The sequence below is a fragment of the Aestuariivirga sp. genome (assembly GCF_037139295.1).
Lineage (GTDB): Bacteria > Pseudomonadota > Alphaproteobacteria > Rhizobiales > Aestuariivirgaceae > Aestuariivirga.
Genome location: NZ_JBAXGR010000076.1, coordinates 1 through 16,865, shown reverse-complemented (window position 1 = coordinate 16,865; position 16,865 = coordinate 1). Strand labels below are relative to the sequence as shown.

19 protein-coding genes and 1 pseudogene are annotated in these 16,865 nt (G+C 63.3%); 11 read left to right on the top strand and 9 right to left on the bottom strand.

The features are described 5' to 3' along the window. Positions 1-615, bottom strand: a 615-nt coding sequence (locus WCJ41_RS16125; protein WP_336906859.1) for a DUF2268 domain-containing putative Zn-dependent protease, incomplete at its 3' end; no start/stop codon positions are given. 283 nt (positions 616-898) lie between these two features. Here WCJ41_RS16125 and WCJ41_RS16120 point away from each other — a divergent pair. From WCJ41_RS16120 to WCJ41_RS16105, 4 genes are all read left to right on the top strand, one after another. Next, positions 899-1,315, top strand: a complete 417-nt coding sequence (locus WCJ41_RS16120) for a hypothetical protein (protein ID WP_336906858.1) — start codon at positions 899-901, stop codon at positions 1,313-1,315. Positions 1,316-1,429: 114 nt separating this feature from the next. Further along, complete coding sequence (locus tag WCJ41_RS16115; RefSeq protein WP_336906857.1) at positions 1,430-2,122, top strand: L,D-transpeptidase; 693 nt, start codon at positions 1,430-1,432, stop codon at positions 2,120-2,122. Next, the gene (locus WCJ41_RS16110) at positions 2,122-2,820 is read left to right on the top strand and encodes an HAD family hydrolase (RefSeq protein ID WP_336906856.1); all 699 of its coding nucleotides are present in this window, start codon (positions 2,122-2,124) and stop codon (positions 2,818-2,820) included. The genes WCJ41_RS16115 and WCJ41_RS16110 overlap by 1 nt, the downstream gene beginning before the upstream one ends. A gap of 52 nt (positions 2,821-2,872) precedes the next feature. Then, positions 2,873-3,283, top strand: a complete 411-nt coding sequence (locus WCJ41_RS16105) for a hypothetical protein (RefSeq protein WP_336906855.1) — start codon at positions 2,873-2,875, stop codon at positions 3,281-3,283. A gap of 111 nt (positions 3,284-3,394) precedes the next feature. Here the strand turns inward: WCJ41_RS16105 and WCJ41_RS16100 are convergent, their stop codons facing one another. Further along, a complete protein-coding gene (locus WCJ41_RS16100) occupies positions 3,395-4,036 on the bottom strand; it encodes an MBL fold metallo-hydrolase (protein ID WP_336906854.1) in 642 nt (213 codons plus the stop codon). Between the two features lie 105 nt (positions 4,037-4,141). Here WCJ41_RS16100 and WCJ41_RS16095 point away from each other — a divergent pair, with 105 nt between their 5' ends. The 4 genes from WCJ41_RS16095 to prmB are packed head-to-tail and all read left to right on the top strand — an operon-like array spanning position 4,142 to position 8,285. Continuing rightward, positions 4,142-5,308 carry an MFS transporter gene (locus tag WCJ41_RS16095; RefSeq protein ID WP_336906853.1) on the top strand — a complete coding sequence of 389 codons (1,167 nt, stop codon included), beginning with the start codon at positions 4,142-4,144 and terminating at the stop codon, positions 5,306-5,308. Beyond that, positions 5,301-6,449, top strand: coding sequence for an MFS transporter (locus tag WCJ41_RS16090; RefSeq protein ID WP_336906852.1), 1,149 nt, complete (start codon positions 5,301-5,303; stop codon positions 6,447-6,449). Before WCJ41_RS16095 ends, WCJ41_RS16090 begins: the two co-directional genes overlap by 8 nt. Beyond that, positions 6,446-7,405, top strand: coding sequence for a DMT family transporter (locus WCJ41_RS16085; RefSeq protein WP_336906851.1), 960 nt, complete (start codon positions 6,446-6,448; stop codon positions 7,403-7,405). The genes WCJ41_RS16090 and WCJ41_RS16085 overlap by 4 nt, the downstream gene beginning before the upstream one ends. Continuing rightward, positions 7,350-8,285, top strand: coding sequence for a 50S ribosomal protein L3 N(5)-glutamine methyltransferase (prmB, locus tag WCJ41_RS16080; protein WP_336906850.1), 936 nt, complete (start codon positions 7,350-7,352; stop codon positions 8,283-8,285). Before WCJ41_RS16085 ends, prmB begins: the two co-directional genes overlap by 56 nt. On the opposite strand, the gene WCJ41_RS16075 is transcribed toward prmB, so the two are convergent. Further along, positions 8,286-9,011 carry a type 1 glutamine amidotransferase gene (locus WCJ41_RS16075; RefSeq protein WP_336906849.1) on the bottom strand — a complete coding sequence of 242 codons (726 nt, stop codon included), beginning with the start codon at positions 9,009-9,011 and terminating at the stop codon, positions 8,286-8,288. A 168-nt stretch (positions 9,012-9,179) separates the two neighbouring features. Next, entirely contained in the window at positions 9,180-9,392 is a 213-nt protein-coding gene (locus WCJ41_RS16070; protein WP_336906848.1) for a cold-shock protein, read from the bottom strand. Between the two features lie 268 nt (positions 9,393-9,660). On the opposite strand from WCJ41_RS16070, the gene WCJ41_RS16065 reads away from it, so the two are divergent. Both WCJ41_RS16065 and WCJ41_RS16060 read left to right on the top strand, forming a co-directional pair. Then, entirely contained in the window at positions 9,661-10,248 is a 588-nt protein-coding gene (locus WCJ41_RS16065) for a DUF922 domain-containing protein (RefSeq protein ID WP_336906847.1), read from the top strand. A gap of 92 nt (positions 10,249-10,340) precedes the next feature. Then, on the top strand, positions 10,341-10,931 hold the full coding sequence (locus WCJ41_RS16060; RefSeq protein ID WP_336906846.1) for a DUF922 domain-containing protein: 591 nt from the start codon (positions 10,341-10,343) through the stop codon (positions 10,929-10,931). 8 nt (positions 10,932-10,939) lie between these two features. Here WCJ41_RS16060 and WCJ41_RS16055 read toward each other — a convergent pair whose 3' ends face one another. From WCJ41_RS16055 to petA, 4 genes are all read right to left on the bottom strand, one after another. Next, positions 10,940-11,812 (bottom strand): S-methyl-5'-thioadenosine phosphorylase, encoded by an 873-nt coding sequence (locus tag WCJ41_RS16055; RefSeq protein ID WP_336906845.1) that lies wholly within the window; start codon positions 11,810-11,812, stop codon positions 10,940-10,942. 97 nt (positions 11,813-11,909) lie between these two features. Then, positions 11,910-12,737, bottom strand: coding sequence for a cytochrome c1 (locus WCJ41_RS16050; RefSeq protein WP_336906844.1), 828 nt, complete (start codon positions 12,735-12,737; stop codon positions 11,910-11,912). A gap of 16 nt (positions 12,738-12,753) precedes the next feature. Further along, a complete protein-coding gene (locus WCJ41_RS16045; RefSeq protein ID WP_336906843.1) occupies positions 12,754-14,055 on the bottom strand; it encodes a cytochrome b/b6 in 1,302 nt (433 codons plus the stop codon). A gap of 15 nt (positions 14,056-14,070) precedes the next feature. Next, entirely contained in the window at positions 14,071-14,658 is a 588-nt protein-coding gene (petA, locus tag WCJ41_RS16040) for a ubiquinol-cytochrome c reductase iron-sulfur subunit (protein WP_336906842.1), read from the bottom strand. Between the two features lie 181 nt (positions 14,659-14,839). Here petA and WCJ41_RS16035 point away from each other — a divergent pair. After that, positions 14,840-14,998 (top strand): annotated as a pseudogene (locus WCJ41_RS16035) (tRNA methyltransferase); the annotation flags it as partial. A gap of 206 nt (positions 14,999-15,204) precedes the next feature. On the opposite strand, the gene WCJ41_RS16030 reads toward WCJ41_RS16035, so the two are convergent. Continuing rightward, on the bottom strand, positions 15,205-16,749 hold the full coding sequence (locus WCJ41_RS16030) for a pilus assembly protein (protein ID WP_336906841.1): 1,545 nt from the start codon (positions 16,747-16,749) through the stop codon (positions 15,205-15,207). Positions 16,750-16,865: the final 116 nt, after the last annotated feature.

Sequence of the window (16,865 nt, the reverse complement as noted above, 5' to 3'; positions counted from 1 at the left end):
GCCCAGCGTGTAGCCCAGCCAGTTGGGAACGGCGGAGGCGCCCAGGAACCAGCCCTCGTGGTCATAATCCGCGTCGTCGAAGCGGGCCAGCGCGTGGGGGCGGTAGGCCTCGCAGGTGGAGGGTGGCACGGCGTGCTCGAAGGGCTCCGGCGGGCAGGACATCATCTCATGCACGAAGCGCTGGGCGAGGCCCTCGGACACCAGCGCGCCGCCCAGCGTCTCGCCATAGCCCGGCCCCTCCCAGCGCAGCGCGTGGTGGACCTCGTGGAACAGCGTCTTCAGCACTTCGTCATGCAGGTTCTCGCCCGCGTGGATGGGGCCAAGGTCGAGGCGCAGGCCGATGACGCCCGGCTCATAGCAATGGCCGCTGACCCGCATCGACCCCGGCCCGTGGTGGGCGCCGCTGATGACGATGTCGAGCGCCAGCGGTACGGACACCGCCGCGACGCGCACCTCCGCCTCCGCACAGGCACGGCGGATAACTGCCGCGAGCGCGCCGAACTGGCTGCGGGCATTCACCAGGTGGATCATCCATGAGGCCATACGGGTGGTGGTACTGCGCGGCAGGTTGACCCTTGGAAAGGTAGCTTCCCCGGGTTCACGGTGCAAGGCCATGGTCACTCTCCTCACCCAGAGTTGACGGGGACGCTGGCGTCAGGCCCGGTCACGGCGAAGGATGCGCCTGCTGATCCTGCGCGGGCCTGACCCCCTGCCCGCTTTCCGCCTTCCCGTTTCCCTTTCGGGCGGCCCGTGGCAACGCCGGACTGGGCGGTGGCGCCCGCTCCGTCAAAATCTTGCCGGGTTTTCAAGGTGAAGCGGGACATTGTGCAGCGCCGCCTAGTGTTGCGCGCCGTGATTGTGTATGAATCGCCCTTGGGGCAACTGTGGGGAACTCCGGATGAGCTTGAAGGTGAGGGATGGACGCGGGCTGGCGGCACTGGCGCTGGTGGCACTTGCGCTGGCAGGCTGCTCGGGCTTTCCGGGCGGCGACAAGGCCGCGCCCCCCGACGTGCCGCAGGTGATGACGGCCGCCGAGATCCGCTCCACGCTGTCAGGCCGGAGCTGGCGCTTCCAGGGCCCCAACAACACCGGCACCACGCTTTATGCCGACAACGGCTCCTCGCTCGTCGAGGTGGACGGCAAGGGCAAGACCAAGGGCAAGTGGATGACCAAGGACGGCCAGCTGTGCGAGAGCTTCGACCCCTCGCCGCCGTGGCTGCCGGGCGGCGTGCCGATGAGCTGCTACCCGTTCTCGCGCGGCACCGCGCCCAACACCTACCAGGCCGGCAAGGCCGTGTTCTCGCCCGCCTCGTAAGCGCCAGCCGCACGGCTGGTGTTCCGCCACATTTGAGCCATAGGCTCTTCAAGATGATGCCCTCGGCAGGCGCGATACGTTCTGCCGGGTTGATGTGTTTTTGGGGTTGAGTTGATGTTGTCGCGCCGCCGCCTGTTGCTTTCCGGCCTTGCACTTGGCCTTTCCGGCCGCGCGGTTTTCGCACAGACCTATGGCAACGAGGCAGACCCCTTCGGCGGCATGGAGGCCGGGGCCGACACTGGCGGCGAGCTGTTCAACCCCGACCTGCTGCCGCCTGCTGAAAGCCCCATCGACTTTCCCGTGCCGGTCATCCCCGACCGCCGCATCAAGAAGCAGTTCCGCCGCCAGATGGTTGAGTTCGACGGCCCAGAAGAACCGGGCACCCTCGTGGTCGACCCCGACAACCGCTTCCTCTACCACGTGCTCGCCTATGGCAGTGCCATGCGCTACGGCGTGGGCGTGGGCCGTGCGGGCTTCGCCTGGACCGGCAATGCCCAGATCGGCATGAAGCGGCGCTGGCCGCGCTGGGTGCCGCCGCGCGAGATGGTGGAGCGCGACCCGCGCGCGCGTGAATGGGTAAACGGTCAGCCCGGCGGGCCGGACAATCCCTTGGGCGCCCGCGCCCTCTACCTTTATGCCGGCGGTCAGGATACCATGTATCGCATTCATGGCACCAACCAGCCGGAGTCCATCGGCAAGGCCATGTCATCAGGCTGCATCCGCATGCTGAACCAGGACATCGCGGAACTCTTCGACCAGGTGATCGTCGGCACGCCCGTCACCGTGCGCCCGTCGCGGGGCACGTGATGGGCGCGATCAGCACCATCGGCTTCGATGCGGATGATACGCTGTGGCAGAACGAGACCTTCTTCCGCATGACCGAGCAGCGCTTCACCGAGCTGCTCTCCGAGCATGGCGCGCATGAGGTGATCTCGGCGAAGCTGCTGGAGGCCGAGCGCCGCAACCTGCGCTTCTATGGTTTCGGCGTGAAGGGCTTCACGCTCTCGATGATCGAGACGGCGGTGGAGGTGACGAATGGCCAGGTCTCGGCCTCGGTCATCGCCGAGATCCTCGGCTTCGGGCGGCAGATGTTGCAGAACCCGGTCGAGACGCTGCCCCATGCGAAGGAGACGCTCGATGCCCTGGCGGGCAAGTATCGCATCCTGCTCATCACCAAGGGCGACCTCTTCGACCAGGAGCGCAAGCTGGCGCAGTCGGGCCTGGGTGATTATTTCTCCGCCGTGGAGATCGTCAGCGACAAGACACCCGAGACCTACAGCCGCATCTTCACCCGCCATGGCGAAGGCCCCGCGCGCGCCGTGATGGTGGGCAATTCACTGAAGTCGGACGTCCTGCCTGCGCTGCGCGCCGGAAGCTGGGGCGTTTACGTGCCGCATGAGTTGACCTGGGTGCTGGAGCACGCCGAGGCCCCCGAGGCCGACCCGCGCTTCCGCCGCATCACCGACTTGAACGCACTTCCCGACCTGATTCCCCAAATGACTTGAAGGCATGTGCCGCCTGTGGCACATGCGGCCAACACCCCGAGGACAATATAACTTGAACGCCCGATTCGTCCGCACCCTGACAGCCGCCGCACTCGTCCTGGCGCTCGCCGCCTGCTCGACCGGCCCCAAGGGTGTTCGCATCACCAACAACGGCCAGTCCGCCACCACCGACAAGACGCCGGTGCCGATCACCAATTTCACTGCCGAGCAGATCCGCGCCGCGATCACCGGCAAGACGTTCCAGTACACCCGCAACGACGGCAACGGCTTCGTCACCTACAACGCCGACGGCACCTTCAGCTTCCAGGACGACGCCAAGGGCGGCGGCGTCGGCAAGTGGACGGCGAACGGCACCCAGTTCTGCGAGACATGGGGCAAGGGCATGGCGGAGTGCGGCGTGTTCAAGAACACCGGTGACGCCTTCTTCGCCGCCAACTCGCGGCTCGTCGAGATGAAGACGTAAGGGACTTCACCAACCCCCTGTCATCCATCATGGCCGGGCGTGACCCGGCCATCTTTTTTGGCCGCATCAAAAGGATGCGCGGGTCAAGCCCGCGCATGATGGATGGAGAATCTACTCGTTCAGGAACGGATTGGTCGCGCGCTCCTGCCCGATCTGGCAGGGCTGGCCATGGCCCGGCAGGCACACAACGTCATCGCCCAGTGGATAAAGCTTCTCCTTGATCGAGCGGATCAGCGTCGCATGGTCGCCGCGCGGAAAGTCGGTGCGCCCGACAGAGCCCTGGAACAGCACGTCGCCCACCAGCGCGAAGCGGTTCTGGTCGTTGAAGAACACCACCGAGCCAGGCGTGTGCCCCGGTGCCTCGTAAATCTTGAATTCAAGGTCGCCCACCGTCACCGTGTCGCCTTCCTTCAGCCAGCGGTCCGGCGTCACGGGCCGTACGCCCGCCATGCCGTACTTGGCGCCCGACTCCGGCAGCGCCTCGAGCAGGAAGGTGTCTTCCACATGCGGGCCCTCGATCGGCACGCCCAATGTTTCCGCCAGTTCCGCAGCCCCGCCCGCATGGTCGATGTGGCCGTGGGTGAGCAGGATCTTCTCCACCTTGACGCCCGACTGCTTGATGGCATCGAGGATCACCGGAACGTCGCCGCCGGGGTCGACGATGGCGCCCACCTTCTTCGCTTCGTCATAAACGAGCGAGCAATTCTGCTGGAACGGCGTGACCGGGATGATGAAGGCTTTCAGCTGTGTCATGGCGGCATTGCATAGCTGTGCCCCAATCGCCGCGCAACCGCCTTGCCCGGTGCGGCGCGGCCCTCTAGAGCTTGTTGAACAACAGTTCAAGTTACCGCAGGGACCATGCCAACGACCGAAAGCACATCGCGCACCGGGATCATCATTGCCGCCCTGGCAACGGTGGGCGCGTGCGACATTGCCTTCGGACTGACGCTGCAGTTGCTCCCGCTGCTGATGCACGAGCGCGGCTGGCCTGCCTGGACCATCGGCCTCAACTCCGCCATGGGGCCGATCGGCATTCTGCTGGCCGGACCGTTCCTGCCGCGCATCATCGCCCGTGTGGGCACCAAGCGTACCGTGCTGATCATCATCGGCGTGCTGGTCGTCAGCCTCTCCGCCATCAGTTCGCTGCCTGTCTGGATGTGGTTCCCGTTGCGCTTCTTCTTTGGCCTTTCGACGGGTGCCCTATTCGTCGTCAGTGAGGCGTGGATCCTCTCCGCCGCAACGAGCGAAAACCGCGGCCGCATCATGGGCATCTACACATCGCTGCTCTCCGTCACCTTCGCAACAGGGCCACTGATTTTGCCGTGGACGGGCATCCACGGCTTCCTGCCATGGGGCATCGGCATCGTCTGCATCCTGCTCGCCATCCTGCCGCTCGGTTTCGTCAAGGTTTCGGACGAGCAGTTCCAGGGGCACGAGGGCAGCGGCAGCTTCTTCGGCTTCGTGCGCCGCGCGCCCATGCTGCTCTATGCAATTGCTGCGGCAACGCTGTTCGACAATGTGCTGATTGCCTTCTTCACCATCTACGGCATCAGCAACGGTCTCGACTTGGCCGTGGCAAGCCGCGTTCTCGGCATCGGCATCATCGGCAACGTGCTGCTGTCCTATCCCCTTGGCTGGCTCGCCGACCATTGGTCACGCAGGGCGGTCATGTTCATCTCGGCGGCACTCACCGTGCTGCTGTCGTTGAGCCTGCTGCTCACCATCACCCATTGGTCGATCTGGCCCATCATGATGGCGCTTTCGCCCATGGCCTTTGCAACCTATGTCGTGGGCCTCGCCACCATCGGCGACACGTTCAAGGGCCCGGACCTGATGGCCGGCACCGCGGCAGTGGCATCCATGTGGGGCGTGGGCGGATTGATCGGGCCGCCGGTGGCAGGTGCTGCCATCGACCTCATCGGCATGGACGCCATGCCGCTCACGCTCGCGGGCTTCTACGTGCTGCTGCTGGTGGGCCTTGCCTTCACCGGCGGCAGGCTGGTGCGGAGCAGGCCTCATGGATAGGCAACGCTTCGTCAACCTGCTGGCGGCGATTTCCGCGATCACCGTGTTCGGTTTCACCTTTGGGCTGATGTTCCCGCTGCTCTCCCTCATCATGGAGGGCCAGGGCATCCCCTCGCAGTGGATCGGCTACAACTCGGCGATGCACCCCGTGGGCATCGTGCTTGCGATCTTCGCCATCACGCCGGTGGTGCGGCGCTTCGGCACCAAGCGTTCGGTGATCGTCAGCGGATTGCTCACTGCCGGCGTGATCATATCCTATCCCTTCCTGCCGATCTTCTGGTGGTGGTTCGCACTCAGACTGCTGCAAGGCTTCTTCGTGTCGATCCTGTTTGCCATCAGCGAGGCCTGGATCGTGCGGTTCGCCGAGGGGCCGTGGCGCTCGCGCATCCTCGCCATCTACTCCTCGATCTTCGCGCTGAGCTTCGGCTTCGGCCCGGCGATCATCAGTGTCACCGGCATCGAGGGTTTGGCCCCCTTCGTCGTCGGCGTCGCCATGCTGCTGTTCGCCACAATCCCCATCTTCTTCGTCAAGGACGAGGAGATCGACAGCGAGGACGAGACGCCGCTCTCCGTCCTCGGCTTCGCGCGCAAGGCACCAATCCTGCTCTTCGCCGTCGGCATGTACGCGATCCTCGATGCGGCGAACCTGAGCTTCCTGGCCGTCTATGCCGTGAAGAAGGGCTTCGACCAGGAGACGGCGGCCCTGGCGCTGACGGCCTTCGTGGTCGGCAACACCGTGCTGCAATTCCCCATCGGCTGGCTGGCCGATCATTTCCCCAAGCGCTGGGTGATGGTGGGCTGCGGCATCATCTGCTGCATCTGTTCGCTGCTGGTGCCCTTCGTGTTTGGCACCTGGGCCTTGTGGCCTGTGCTGCCGTTGATGGGCGCTACGTCGGCCGGCATCTACACCGTGGCACTGGCCGAACTGGGCGAACGTTTCTCCGGCCATGAGCTGGTGGCGGGTACGGCCTCCTTCTCCACCATGTGGGGCTTGGGGGCACTGGTCGGGTCATTAGCGGCAGGCTGGTCCATTGCGGGCTTCGGGCCGGACGGTCTACCCTTCACCATGGCGGCGGTGTTCGCGGTGTTCATCGTGTCTGCCACCGTTAGCGCCATGAGGGAGCGGCAGCAGCCGGCATGAGCCAGAGGGTCTTCAGCTACAGCGCAGGCGTCCTCTTCGCGGCGGCCGGTGCTGCGTGCTGGAGCATGGCGGGCGGCCTCGTGCGCCTCACCCACGATGTCGATGCCTGGCAGATCGTGTTCTTCCGCTCCACGGTGGTGCTGGTCTGCATGCTGCTGTGGCTGGGCCTGCGCTTCCGTGGCGATCTCTGGTGGCGCGCCCGCGAGGCGGGCATCAACGCGGTGATCGCCGGCGTCGCCATCGGCACCGCAGGCCTCATCTTCATCATCTCGATGTTCTACACCACAGTGGCGGATGCGGTGTTCATGACCGGCGTTTCGCCCTTCCTCTCGGCCATCCTCGGCCTGTGGATTCTCAGGGAGCGCATCCCCGCGATCACCTGGTTCGCCATGTGTGTGGCGCTCGTCGGCATGGGCATCATCTTCTACGGCAATGCCGGTGGCGGGGCCTTCATCGGAACACTGCTAGCGCTTTACTCCGCCTTCTGCTTCTCCTGCTACGCGGTGATGCTGCGCTGGGGGCAGAAGACCGATATGTCTGTGGCCCTGATCTGGAACGCCATCTACCTCGTGCTGGTGGTGGGGCTTGTCATCCTCATTCCCACCGGCCTGCGGGAGACGCATGGCGTTCAGGATTTCGCCATCGGCTGGCGCAACTTTGGCCTCTGCTTCGTGATGGGTGCCGTGCAGCTGACGCTGGGCCTCATCCTCTTCACCATCGGCTCGCGCAGCGTGCCGGCGGCGCAACTCGCGCTGATCGCGCTGGTGGAGCCGACGCTGTCGCCCCTCTGGGCGTGGCTTGCCAGTGGCGAACTGCCGCCGATCTGGACTTTCATCGGCGGGGCGGTGATTGTGGGTGCAATCGTGATTCAGGCCCTCTTTGCCACCAGGAACAAGCGCCATGCCGGAAAAGCCAACCTCGAGCGAACCGACGAGCCAGCTTTCGACCATCCGTGACTTCCTGCGCTGGGCGCTGTCCGCATTCCGCGCCGCCAAGGTGGTGCACGGCCATGGCACCACCTCCGCCATCGACGAGGCCGCCTTCCTGATCCTCGAAGCGCTGCACCTGCCGGTCGATGACATAAACCCGTGGCTTGATGCAAAGCTGCTCGACTCCGAGAAGCAGAAGCTCGCGCAGCTGATCCGTGCACGGATCGACACGCGCATGCCCGCCGCCTACCTCGTGAAGCGCGCCTATATCCATGGCGTTTCATTTTACGTTGACGAGCGGGTGATCGTGCCGCGCTCGTACATTGGTGAGCTGATGTTCTCCGGCATCTTCGGCGGGGACGAAGCGCCGCTAATCGAGGACGTTACCAACGTGACCAGCGTGCTCGACCTCTGCACGGGCTCAGCTTGCCTCGCCATCATCGCTGCTGGGATCTTTCCCGATGCGGAGGTGGATGCGGCAGAACTTTCGCCTGACGCCCTTGAAGTGGCACGCATCAACGTCGATGAGCATGATCTCGCGGACCGCGTGAACCTGATGGAAGGCGATCTCCTCGACGCCGTCGAGGGTCGCACCTATGACCTCATCATCTCCAACCCGCCATATGTGGCAGGCGGTGAGGTACAGGCCTTCTCTCCGGAATATAGCCACGAGCCGGTAATGGCGCATCTCGGCGGCGAGGATGGGCTGGACATCGTGCGGCGCATCCTCGCCGAGGCGGGCCGTCACCTCAATCCGGGTGGCGGCCTTCTGTGCGAGATCGGCACCGGGCGCGAGCGCCTGGTGGACGAGTTCCCGCAGCTTGACTTCCTCTGGCTCGACACCGAGGAATCCGAGGGCGAGGTGTTCTGGATCACCCGCGAGCAGCTGCTCGAAGCCGATATCTGATTATTTTCGAATCCCGGAGGCCGTGGCGAGATTGTCGTACATGGCCTTCGTCATGCGCGCCATTTGCGGCATGAGGGGGAAGGATTCCTTCACCAGCTGTTGATACGCGCCCTCGCCACGGTGCTTTTCCAGATTGGCGACATAGCTTGGCAGCGACGACCATGAGGCAACGGTTTGGGGCGAGAGTTCGCAATGGAACTGCGTGCTCATGGCATGTTCGCCCACGGCCAGCGCCTGCACCTTGGTGAGCGGCGAGGAGGCCAGAACGCGCGCATGCTCCGGCGCGCGCTTCACCTCCGCCATGTGCCACTGCATGACCTTGTGATGGCGGTCGAGCCCCTGCATGAGGCGATGGGACTCTGCATCCTCGGTCAGCGACACGTCGAAGACTCCAACCTCGCCCGTCTCCGCCGGCGCCACCTCGCCGCCGAGAGCGGTGGCGAGCAATTGGTGGCCGAGGCAGACACCGAAATAGGGCTTCGCGCGCTCCATCACCCACTCGCGGATCGCCTGCTTCTCGGCAATGAGCCAGGGGAACTGGTCTTCCTGCCAGGTGTCCTGCGGGCCGCCCAGCACGAGGAGAAAGTCATAAGGTGCCAGCGAGGGGATTTGCTGGCCCTCGAACAGCCGCACCGGTTCCGGCACGATGCCATCTTCGGCGAAATAGTCGGTGAACCGGCCGGGATGGTCATGGTCCATGTGCTGAAAGACGAGTGCGCGCTTCATTTGTAAACCCTGGTGGACGGGCGCTGCCTGCACCCGTGCGATGAAGCGGAATGGCGGAAAATCGCTCCACTGTCGAGCCTCGGGCGTGAGACGCGATTGCAATGCAGACACGCTCCGCCGTGGGTGGGAGCGGCCGCTGTTTCCGGGCTACGTGGAGCCCGGCCAAGCTCAGTCGATCTGCAGTTCCACGGCCTGGGGCCCACGGCCCTTCTTGTCAGGCTGAACTTCGAAGCTAATCTTCATGTTTTCGGAGAGTTCGGGAATGCCAGAGCGCTGCACGGCCGTGATGTGCACGAACACGTCCTTGCCGCCACCTTCCGGCGAGATAAACCCATACCCCTTGGCTTGGTTGAAAAACTTCACAGTGCCGTTCTGGCGCATCGAAAGGCCGTCCCTCATCCAGTCTTACCTAGACCCCGTCGCCGCCGCCTGTGAGGCGGCGCCGGACCTGCCTCAGCCGCGTCTCAATGGAAAGGCACTTTCCCCAGGCGAGGATACAGGTCTTGACCATTTGAAAGGCACAGCCGAGATCCGGACTTGCCGTCCGGACAGCTTTGATTATGAGCTACCTATGCGTCACCCGCAAGAGGGGTCTTCCCCGCAGGCGTGGCTGGCAGGAATCGGTTATAGAAGCCCAATGGAATTCATGATGAAGATTCGGACCCTGGCGGCGGGCCTGGTGATGGCCATCACCTCCGGCGTGGTAGCATCAGCAGCAACGCAGCAGACCACGCAGTACAGCTCTTATCCGGTGACAGGTCGAAACCCGACAGAAATCTACCGGGCCATCCTGAACCGCGGACCCATGGTGGAGGGCAAACGGGCCATAGCGGCGACGACGTCGCAGGCCGTGCAGAGCCACGTGCTGACGCAGGGTTCCAGCTCATGCCGTGTGACCGAGTTCCGCCTGAACTTCCGGTTCGACGTAAAGCTTCCCCGCCACACCACCCTCGCCGTGCTTTCACCGCGGGATCGCTACCTCTGGCAGCAGTTCCTCGGTTTCCTCAAGACGCATGAATTGCAGCACACGCGCCTCTGGCTGCAATGTGGCGCCAATCTCGAGCGCCAGGTGATGTCGCTTCGTGCTGCGTCCTGCGCAGAGGTCGAGCGCAGGGCGGAAGACCTCTGGCGGCGCATGAAGCCCAGCTGCGACCGTCAGCAGGTAGACTTCGACAAGCAGCAGCGCGGAGAACTCATGTCGCACCCCTTCATGCAGAAGGTGATGCGCGGCGACTGAAGGTCACCGCGAAAAACACTAAGTGCGATTGGCTTGATGCTGCCGCCCAAAGCCCCGATAGTGTCCGCGGAACCGCAGGGGACGTCCGGCCAATGCAATCTTTCTGGCGTATCGCGCCGGCCCTGCTCGCGTTTGCGTTCAGTGCACCTGCCCAGGCGAAGATCGTCTCAAGCACGGACGTGTCTTACTTCACAGTCGACGGCAGCACGCCGGCGGAAATCTACCACAACATTCTCGACCGGGGCCCCCGGGTAAGCGGTGAGCGCGCACTCGCCTCCATCAGCACGCTGGCGACGCAGGATGGCGGGCTGACGGAAGCGAACGGCACTTGCAAGGTGACTGACTATGTCATCAACCTCGACTTCAAGATCCAGAGGCCGCGCATTGCCAATGAACAGGTGCTGCCGGACAACGAGCGCGCAATGTGGCAAGAATTGAATGGGTTCATCGCAACCCATGAGGATCAACACAAGGCCGTGTGGCTGGGCTGCGCCAGGGAACTCGAGCAGAAGATCGACGCACTGAGGGCCCCTTCCTGTGGCGAAGTGATCACGGCGGGCGAGGCACTGTGGCAGGAGATGTTGTCGGCATGCGACAAGACACAGCGATCGTTCGATGCTGAGCAGTCGCGCACGCTGATGAAGCAGCCCTTCATGCTGCGCGCGCTCAAGGTCGCAAAATAGACGCCGGCCTAACGCTTCAGCACGCGGCCGGCAACCGCATCGAGCTTGGCGAGAAGCTGCGGGTCGCGCATTTCGGGCGCTGTCATGATGGCGAAGTCCAGTGCCCGATCGGAGCCCGCCGGGCACGGCGGATGCTGGCGCGGGAAATCCCTTGCGATGCGCGTCATGAGCCGCGTGGCGCTTCCCGAATTGGCCTTCATCACGTCGATGACCTTGGCAACGTCGACCGAGCCGTGCTCCTCGTGCCAGCAGTCATAATCCGTCACCATGGCGATGGTGCAGTAGCTGATCTCCGCCTCGCGGGCGAGCTTTGCCTCCGGCATGTTGGTCATGCCGATGACCCTGGCGCCCCAGCTGCGGTAGAGCTGCGACTCAGCGAGCGTTGAAAACTGCGGGCCTTCCATCACCATATAGGTGCCGCCGCGCGCATGCGTGATGCCTTCGGCCTTCAGCGCAGCCTCGGCGATGTCCTGCAGCACCGGCGAGATCGGATGCGAGAAGGCAACATGGCCCACGCAGCCGGTGCCAAAGAAACTCTTCTCGCGCGCGAAGGTCCGGTCGATGAACTGGTCAATGAGCACGAAGGTTCCGGGCGCCAGGTCGCCATGCAGCGAGCCGACGGCGGAGAGTGAGTAGAGGTCGGTCACCCCTGCCCGCTTCAGCACATCGATGTTGGCGCGGAAGTTGATGGAACTCGGCGAGTGGACGTGCCCCCGGCCATGACGCGGCATGAAGACCACGGGAAGCCCATCGATCTCGCCACGCCGCACTGCATCCGATGGTTCGCCCCAGGGCGAGGCGATCTTCTCCCAGCGCGCATTCTCCAAGGGCAGGTCATAGATGCCCGAACCGCCGATGATCCCCAGCACCGATAACGTCATGCGCGCCTCCTCATGGACAGAGGATGCACGAGACCGGCACAAACGAAAAGGCCCGGAGAAGCTCCGGGCCTTTGCATGTCGTCTGACCGCGTGAAGATCAGTGGACGTTCGCCCACACCTTCTTCTTGGTGAGATAGAGCAGCAGCGCGAGAACGCCGAGGAAGATCAGAACCATGAAGCCGGTGCGCTTGCGCTCTTCCATCTTCGGTTCCGCGGTCCAGGCGAGGAAGGCGGAGACGTCACGCGCCATCTGGTCGACAGTCGAGGGCGTGCCGTCGTCGAAGGTCACAGCGTCATCCGACAGCGGAGGCGGCATGCCGATCCAATGTCCGTTGGCGAAGTACGGATTGTGGTACTTGCCCTCGGGCTGTTCCTTCTTCAGCTCTTCGGTGAGCTGGTCATCCGGCGTGTAACCGGTGAGCACCGAATAGACATACTGCGGGCCGCCGATGCCGTTGATCAGCTGGTTGATGGTTCCGTACCAGCCCGGACGCGACTTGGTGATGAGCGACAGGTCCGGCGGATAGGCGCCGCCATTGGCAGCACGCGCCGCCTGCTCGTTCGCGAAGGGCGACGGGAAGCGGTCGGAGGGAAGGCCCGGGCGCTCGAACATGTCGCCGTCGTTGTTCGGGCCGTCCTTTACCTGGAAGCCGGCGGCCAGCGCCTTCACCTGCTCGTCCGAGAATTCCGGACCGCCCGGCTGGGACAGGTTGCGGAAGCTCATCTGGTGCATGGCGTGGCAGTTGGAGCAGACTTCCTTGTAGACCTTGTAGCCACGCTGCAGTTGCGCGCGGTCGAAATGGCCGAAGGGCCATTCGAAGCTGAAGCTGATGTCCTTGGCCGTCTTCTGGCCTTCGGCCTGTGCGGCCCCGAGGGACAGCACGAGGCCGGCGGCCGCGATGGCGAGTGTCTTGAGTATGGTCATTGTCATTTCCCCCAGATCACTCGGCAGGCACGTGGGCCGTGGACGGATGGCTCTTGGCGAGCACCGCATCGGAGATCGACGCGGGCAGCGGCTTCGGCGTCTCGAGGAGGCCGATCAGCGGCAGGATCACCAGGAAGTGCGCGAAGTAGTAGGCCGTGCAGATCTGGCCCACCAGCTTGTAGGTCAGCGCCCACTGGTCCGGCGGGGCCGCCTCGTGGCTCAGGAAGTAATTGTCCGGAGCGCCCGAGCCGGCAAAGCCGAGGATGATGCAGTTGATCACGAACAGCCAGAAGAACTGCTTGAAGATAGGACGGTAGTTGCCCGAGCGGACCTTCGAGGTGTCAAGCCACGGCAGCGCGAACAGGATCAGGATCGAGCCGAACATGGCGATGACGCCGCCCAGCTTGTCGGGGATGGCGCGCAGGATCGCGTAGAACGGCAGGTAGTACCATTCCGGCACGATGTGCGCGGGCGTCACCAGCGGGTTGGCTTCCTGGTAGTTGATGGCGTGGCCGAGGTAGTTCGGAGAGAAGAACACCCAGGCCGCATAGAACATCAGGAAGATGACGATCGCGAAGGCATCCTTCACCGTGTAGTACGGGCTGAAGGGGATGGTGTCCTGCGCGCTCTTCACCGACACGCCGGTCGGGTTGTTGTTGCCGACGACGTGCAGCGCCCAGATGTGCAGGCCGACGAGGGCGGCGATCACGAAGGGCAGCAGGTAGTGCAGCGAGAAGAAGCGGTTCAGCGTCGGATTGTCGACCGAATATCCGCCCCACAAAAGCGTGGTCAGCGAGTCGCCGACGAAGGGGATGGCCGAGAACAGGCTGGTGATGACCTTGGCGCCCCAGAACGACATCTGGCCCCACGGCAGCACGTAGCCCATGAAGGCGGTGGCCATCATGACGAGGTAGATCAGCACGCCGATCATCCACAGCACTTCGCGCGGCGCCTTGTAGGAGCCGTAATACATGCCGCGGAACATGTGGATGTAGACGGCGATGAAGAACATCGACGCGCCGTTGGCGTGCATGTAGCGCAGCATCCAGCCCGAGTTCACGTCGCGCATGATGTGCTCGACGGAGTTGAAGGCCATGTCTACGTGCGGGGTGTAGTGCATGACCAGCACCACGCCGGTGATGATCTGGATCACCAGCATGACCGCGAGGATGCCGCCGAAGGTGTAGAAGTAGTTCAGGTTCTTCGGCGTCGGGAAGTCGAGCACCTGGCCCTGCACCATGTCCATGATGGGAAGGCGCTCGTGGAACCACTTCGCGAAGGCCGACTTGGGCTGGTAATTCGATGCGTGTCCGCTCATTGGGATAAAGTCCTTTTAGCCGATGCGGATCTTGGAGTCGGAGAGATAGGCGTACTGCGGGATATGCAGGTTCTCCGGCGCGGGGCCCTTACGGATGCGGCCCGCAGTGTCATACATGGAACCATGGCACGGGCAGAACCAGCCGCCGTGCTTGGTGTTGCCCTCGACGACCGCGAACTCGCCCTCGTTGCCGATCGGCACGCAGCCGAGGTGGGTGCAGACACCCATCATGACCAGATACTGTTCCTTGCCGCCGACGACGCGGTTGGCGTCCGTCGCGGGGTCAGCGTCGGGCAGGTTGGCGTTGCGGGCCAGCGGGTCCTTGAGGTCGGTCATCGCCACCTTGCCTGCGGCCTCGATCTCGGCGGCCAGGCGGTGACGGATGAACACCGGGTTGCCGCGCCACTTGATGGTGATTTCCTGGCCTTCAGCGATGGGGGCCAGGTCGATTTCGACCGAAGCCAGCGCCAGCACCGAGGCGTCAGGGTTCATCTGGTTGATAAATGGCCAGGCCGCCAGCGCTGCGCCGACGGCTGCCACCGAACCGGTGGCGATATAGAGAAAATCGCGCCGGTTGGTTTCCGCATGTTCCGCTGTGGACACGTCTGTTCTTCCCTTTTGTTGCCGCGCCGAACCCGTATCGATTAGTACGGGCCGGCATTCCCCGGAGCTCAAACCCGCGACCTTTTGGCATTGCGCTTTCGATAAGTCTAGCCATCAAGTGTCGCAGTTCGCAGTGAAAACAGGCGGGCCCCGGGGGCCTGCCGGAATGGACCGGAAAATGATCGAAATCGCCCTCTACCAGCCCGACATTGCCCCCAACGCGGCAACAATCCTGCGGATGTGCGCCTGTTTCGGGCTGACATGCCGGATCATCGAGCCTGCCGGTTTCGTCATGAGCGATTCCCAGTTCCGCCGGGCGGGCATGGACGACCTCGACAAGCCCGCCCTGGTGACCGATGCGTCCTGAGCGGACAACCGCCGCGCCACGACCGCCCGGCGCAACGTTCTGCTGACGTTGGGCCGCGAGGGTTTGGGGTACCGGAGGAGGTTCACGCCAGAGTGGAGGCCCGGCTGACCATCCCCATGCGAGAAGGCCTGCGCCCACCGCCACGGGCGAGGCGCTGCGGCAGGCGGGCGTTTCCGAGGCTATTCCACGATCTTGAGAATGCTGAGCGATTCGACAATCTTCTTAAAGGCAAGCAACAATTCTTGGGTGTTCTCGGCTTTGAAGTACCTCTCATCCTTAGGCTCCGACGCGCAGCCCATGAGGATGGTCTCGATCTGCTCGCCTTCGGGCACATTGAAGGCCACTGTGAAGATTTCGATCCCAGCGTTCTTGATATTCTGGCAAATTTCTCTCGTGAGTTGGTCGCTCTTGCTTCCGTCGCGCCAGGCAGCGCTCAGGGCGGTGTTGCCATTCTCGAGGTAATCGCCCAATGGAAGGCGCGGCGACGTGGCGTTGACGCCGTCGGTCATCAGCAGCAGATACTTCCTGCCGCCTACTTGGGCCAACTCCTGCCACGTGCGGGCGATATAGGGTTCGGCCGGGTCCAGCACGTTCCACCCCCAGATCAGGCCAGTGGGAATGTGCGTGTTACCCCCAGCGACCAAGCCCCTTATGGCTGTGGTAACCAGCGCCTTATTGCCGGTCAGCCCAAGAATGGGTTTAGGGGAATAGCAATTGCCGCCTACTTTCCACATCCCCGCATACTTCGGCGGGTTGTTCGGGCTCCAGATCGTGGCGAGGAATTGGTCGGTCGACGGGTTGTTAGAAACATCTGCAGGATTGTTGCTGATCACGCTCCGCGCGCCGATGCATCCGTTCCACTTGCTTATCGTTTGCCCTTCGCATGTCCTTTTGCCTTTGGTGCAGGTGTCTCTGAAACAGCCATCCGTCTTCCACACGCCATCCACCAGGCAGTCATAGTACGCTCGCGTACACTGACCATCGGGAAACTCCCAACCATAGGTAGCGCAAAATTGGCGCTCGATCGGCAGCACCCAGTCCGGCGTCCAGTCCGGCACGGTGTTTCCTGGGCTTGGGTAGTTTAGGACGTTCACCACGTTGTTATAGGGCACCACGCCTATCCGGACTCTGCCGTCGTTAGCGTTGTTAGCTGTCATCAACTGGGCGACCAGCTGGGTGGCGGCGGTCCTGAGTGTGCTGATCTTCGACGGCTCGCCCGGTTGCGGAGAATCATTCATGGACAATGTGGTGTCCAGCACCAGCGCCAAGTCGATCGGAGCCGGCTTCGGACGCTGAGCCCTTGTTTGGACCGTGATATTCAGTGTGTCGAATCCGATCAGGCGCAAGAAATTGGTGGGCATGACTGCCGTTGCAGTGAGGAAAACCGAATCGGTCTGGAGGCGATCAGCCGGCGTGTAGGTCAGGGTCAGCGGTCGCGCGGTGGCCAGACTGATCACGCGGTTGTTGGCGTTAAACATCTTCTGGGCCACGTCAAGCAACACTCTCTCGGTGTCGGGCACGATGACGTTCCCTCGTGAATCGACAACAACGTCAGCATTGCCGGCGGCCAGTGCGGCGGCATCGACGGCGTTTTGAAGGTTCGAGCGGACATAGATGGCCGTGCCGAAGTCGATGACGGCGCCGACAATCATGATCAGGACCATGGCCGAAAGCGCCACGGTGATGGCAACACTGCCTTTCTGATCCCGCCAAAATGCGATCATGCCCGACCCTTCGGATGCCTGAGTTCGCGCTCTGATAGCATTTTCGCCGAAATAGCGCGAGTCGTTTTTCCCGCAATGGTTTATCAGAAATCCATTTTCTCAATTCGGCAAATGCC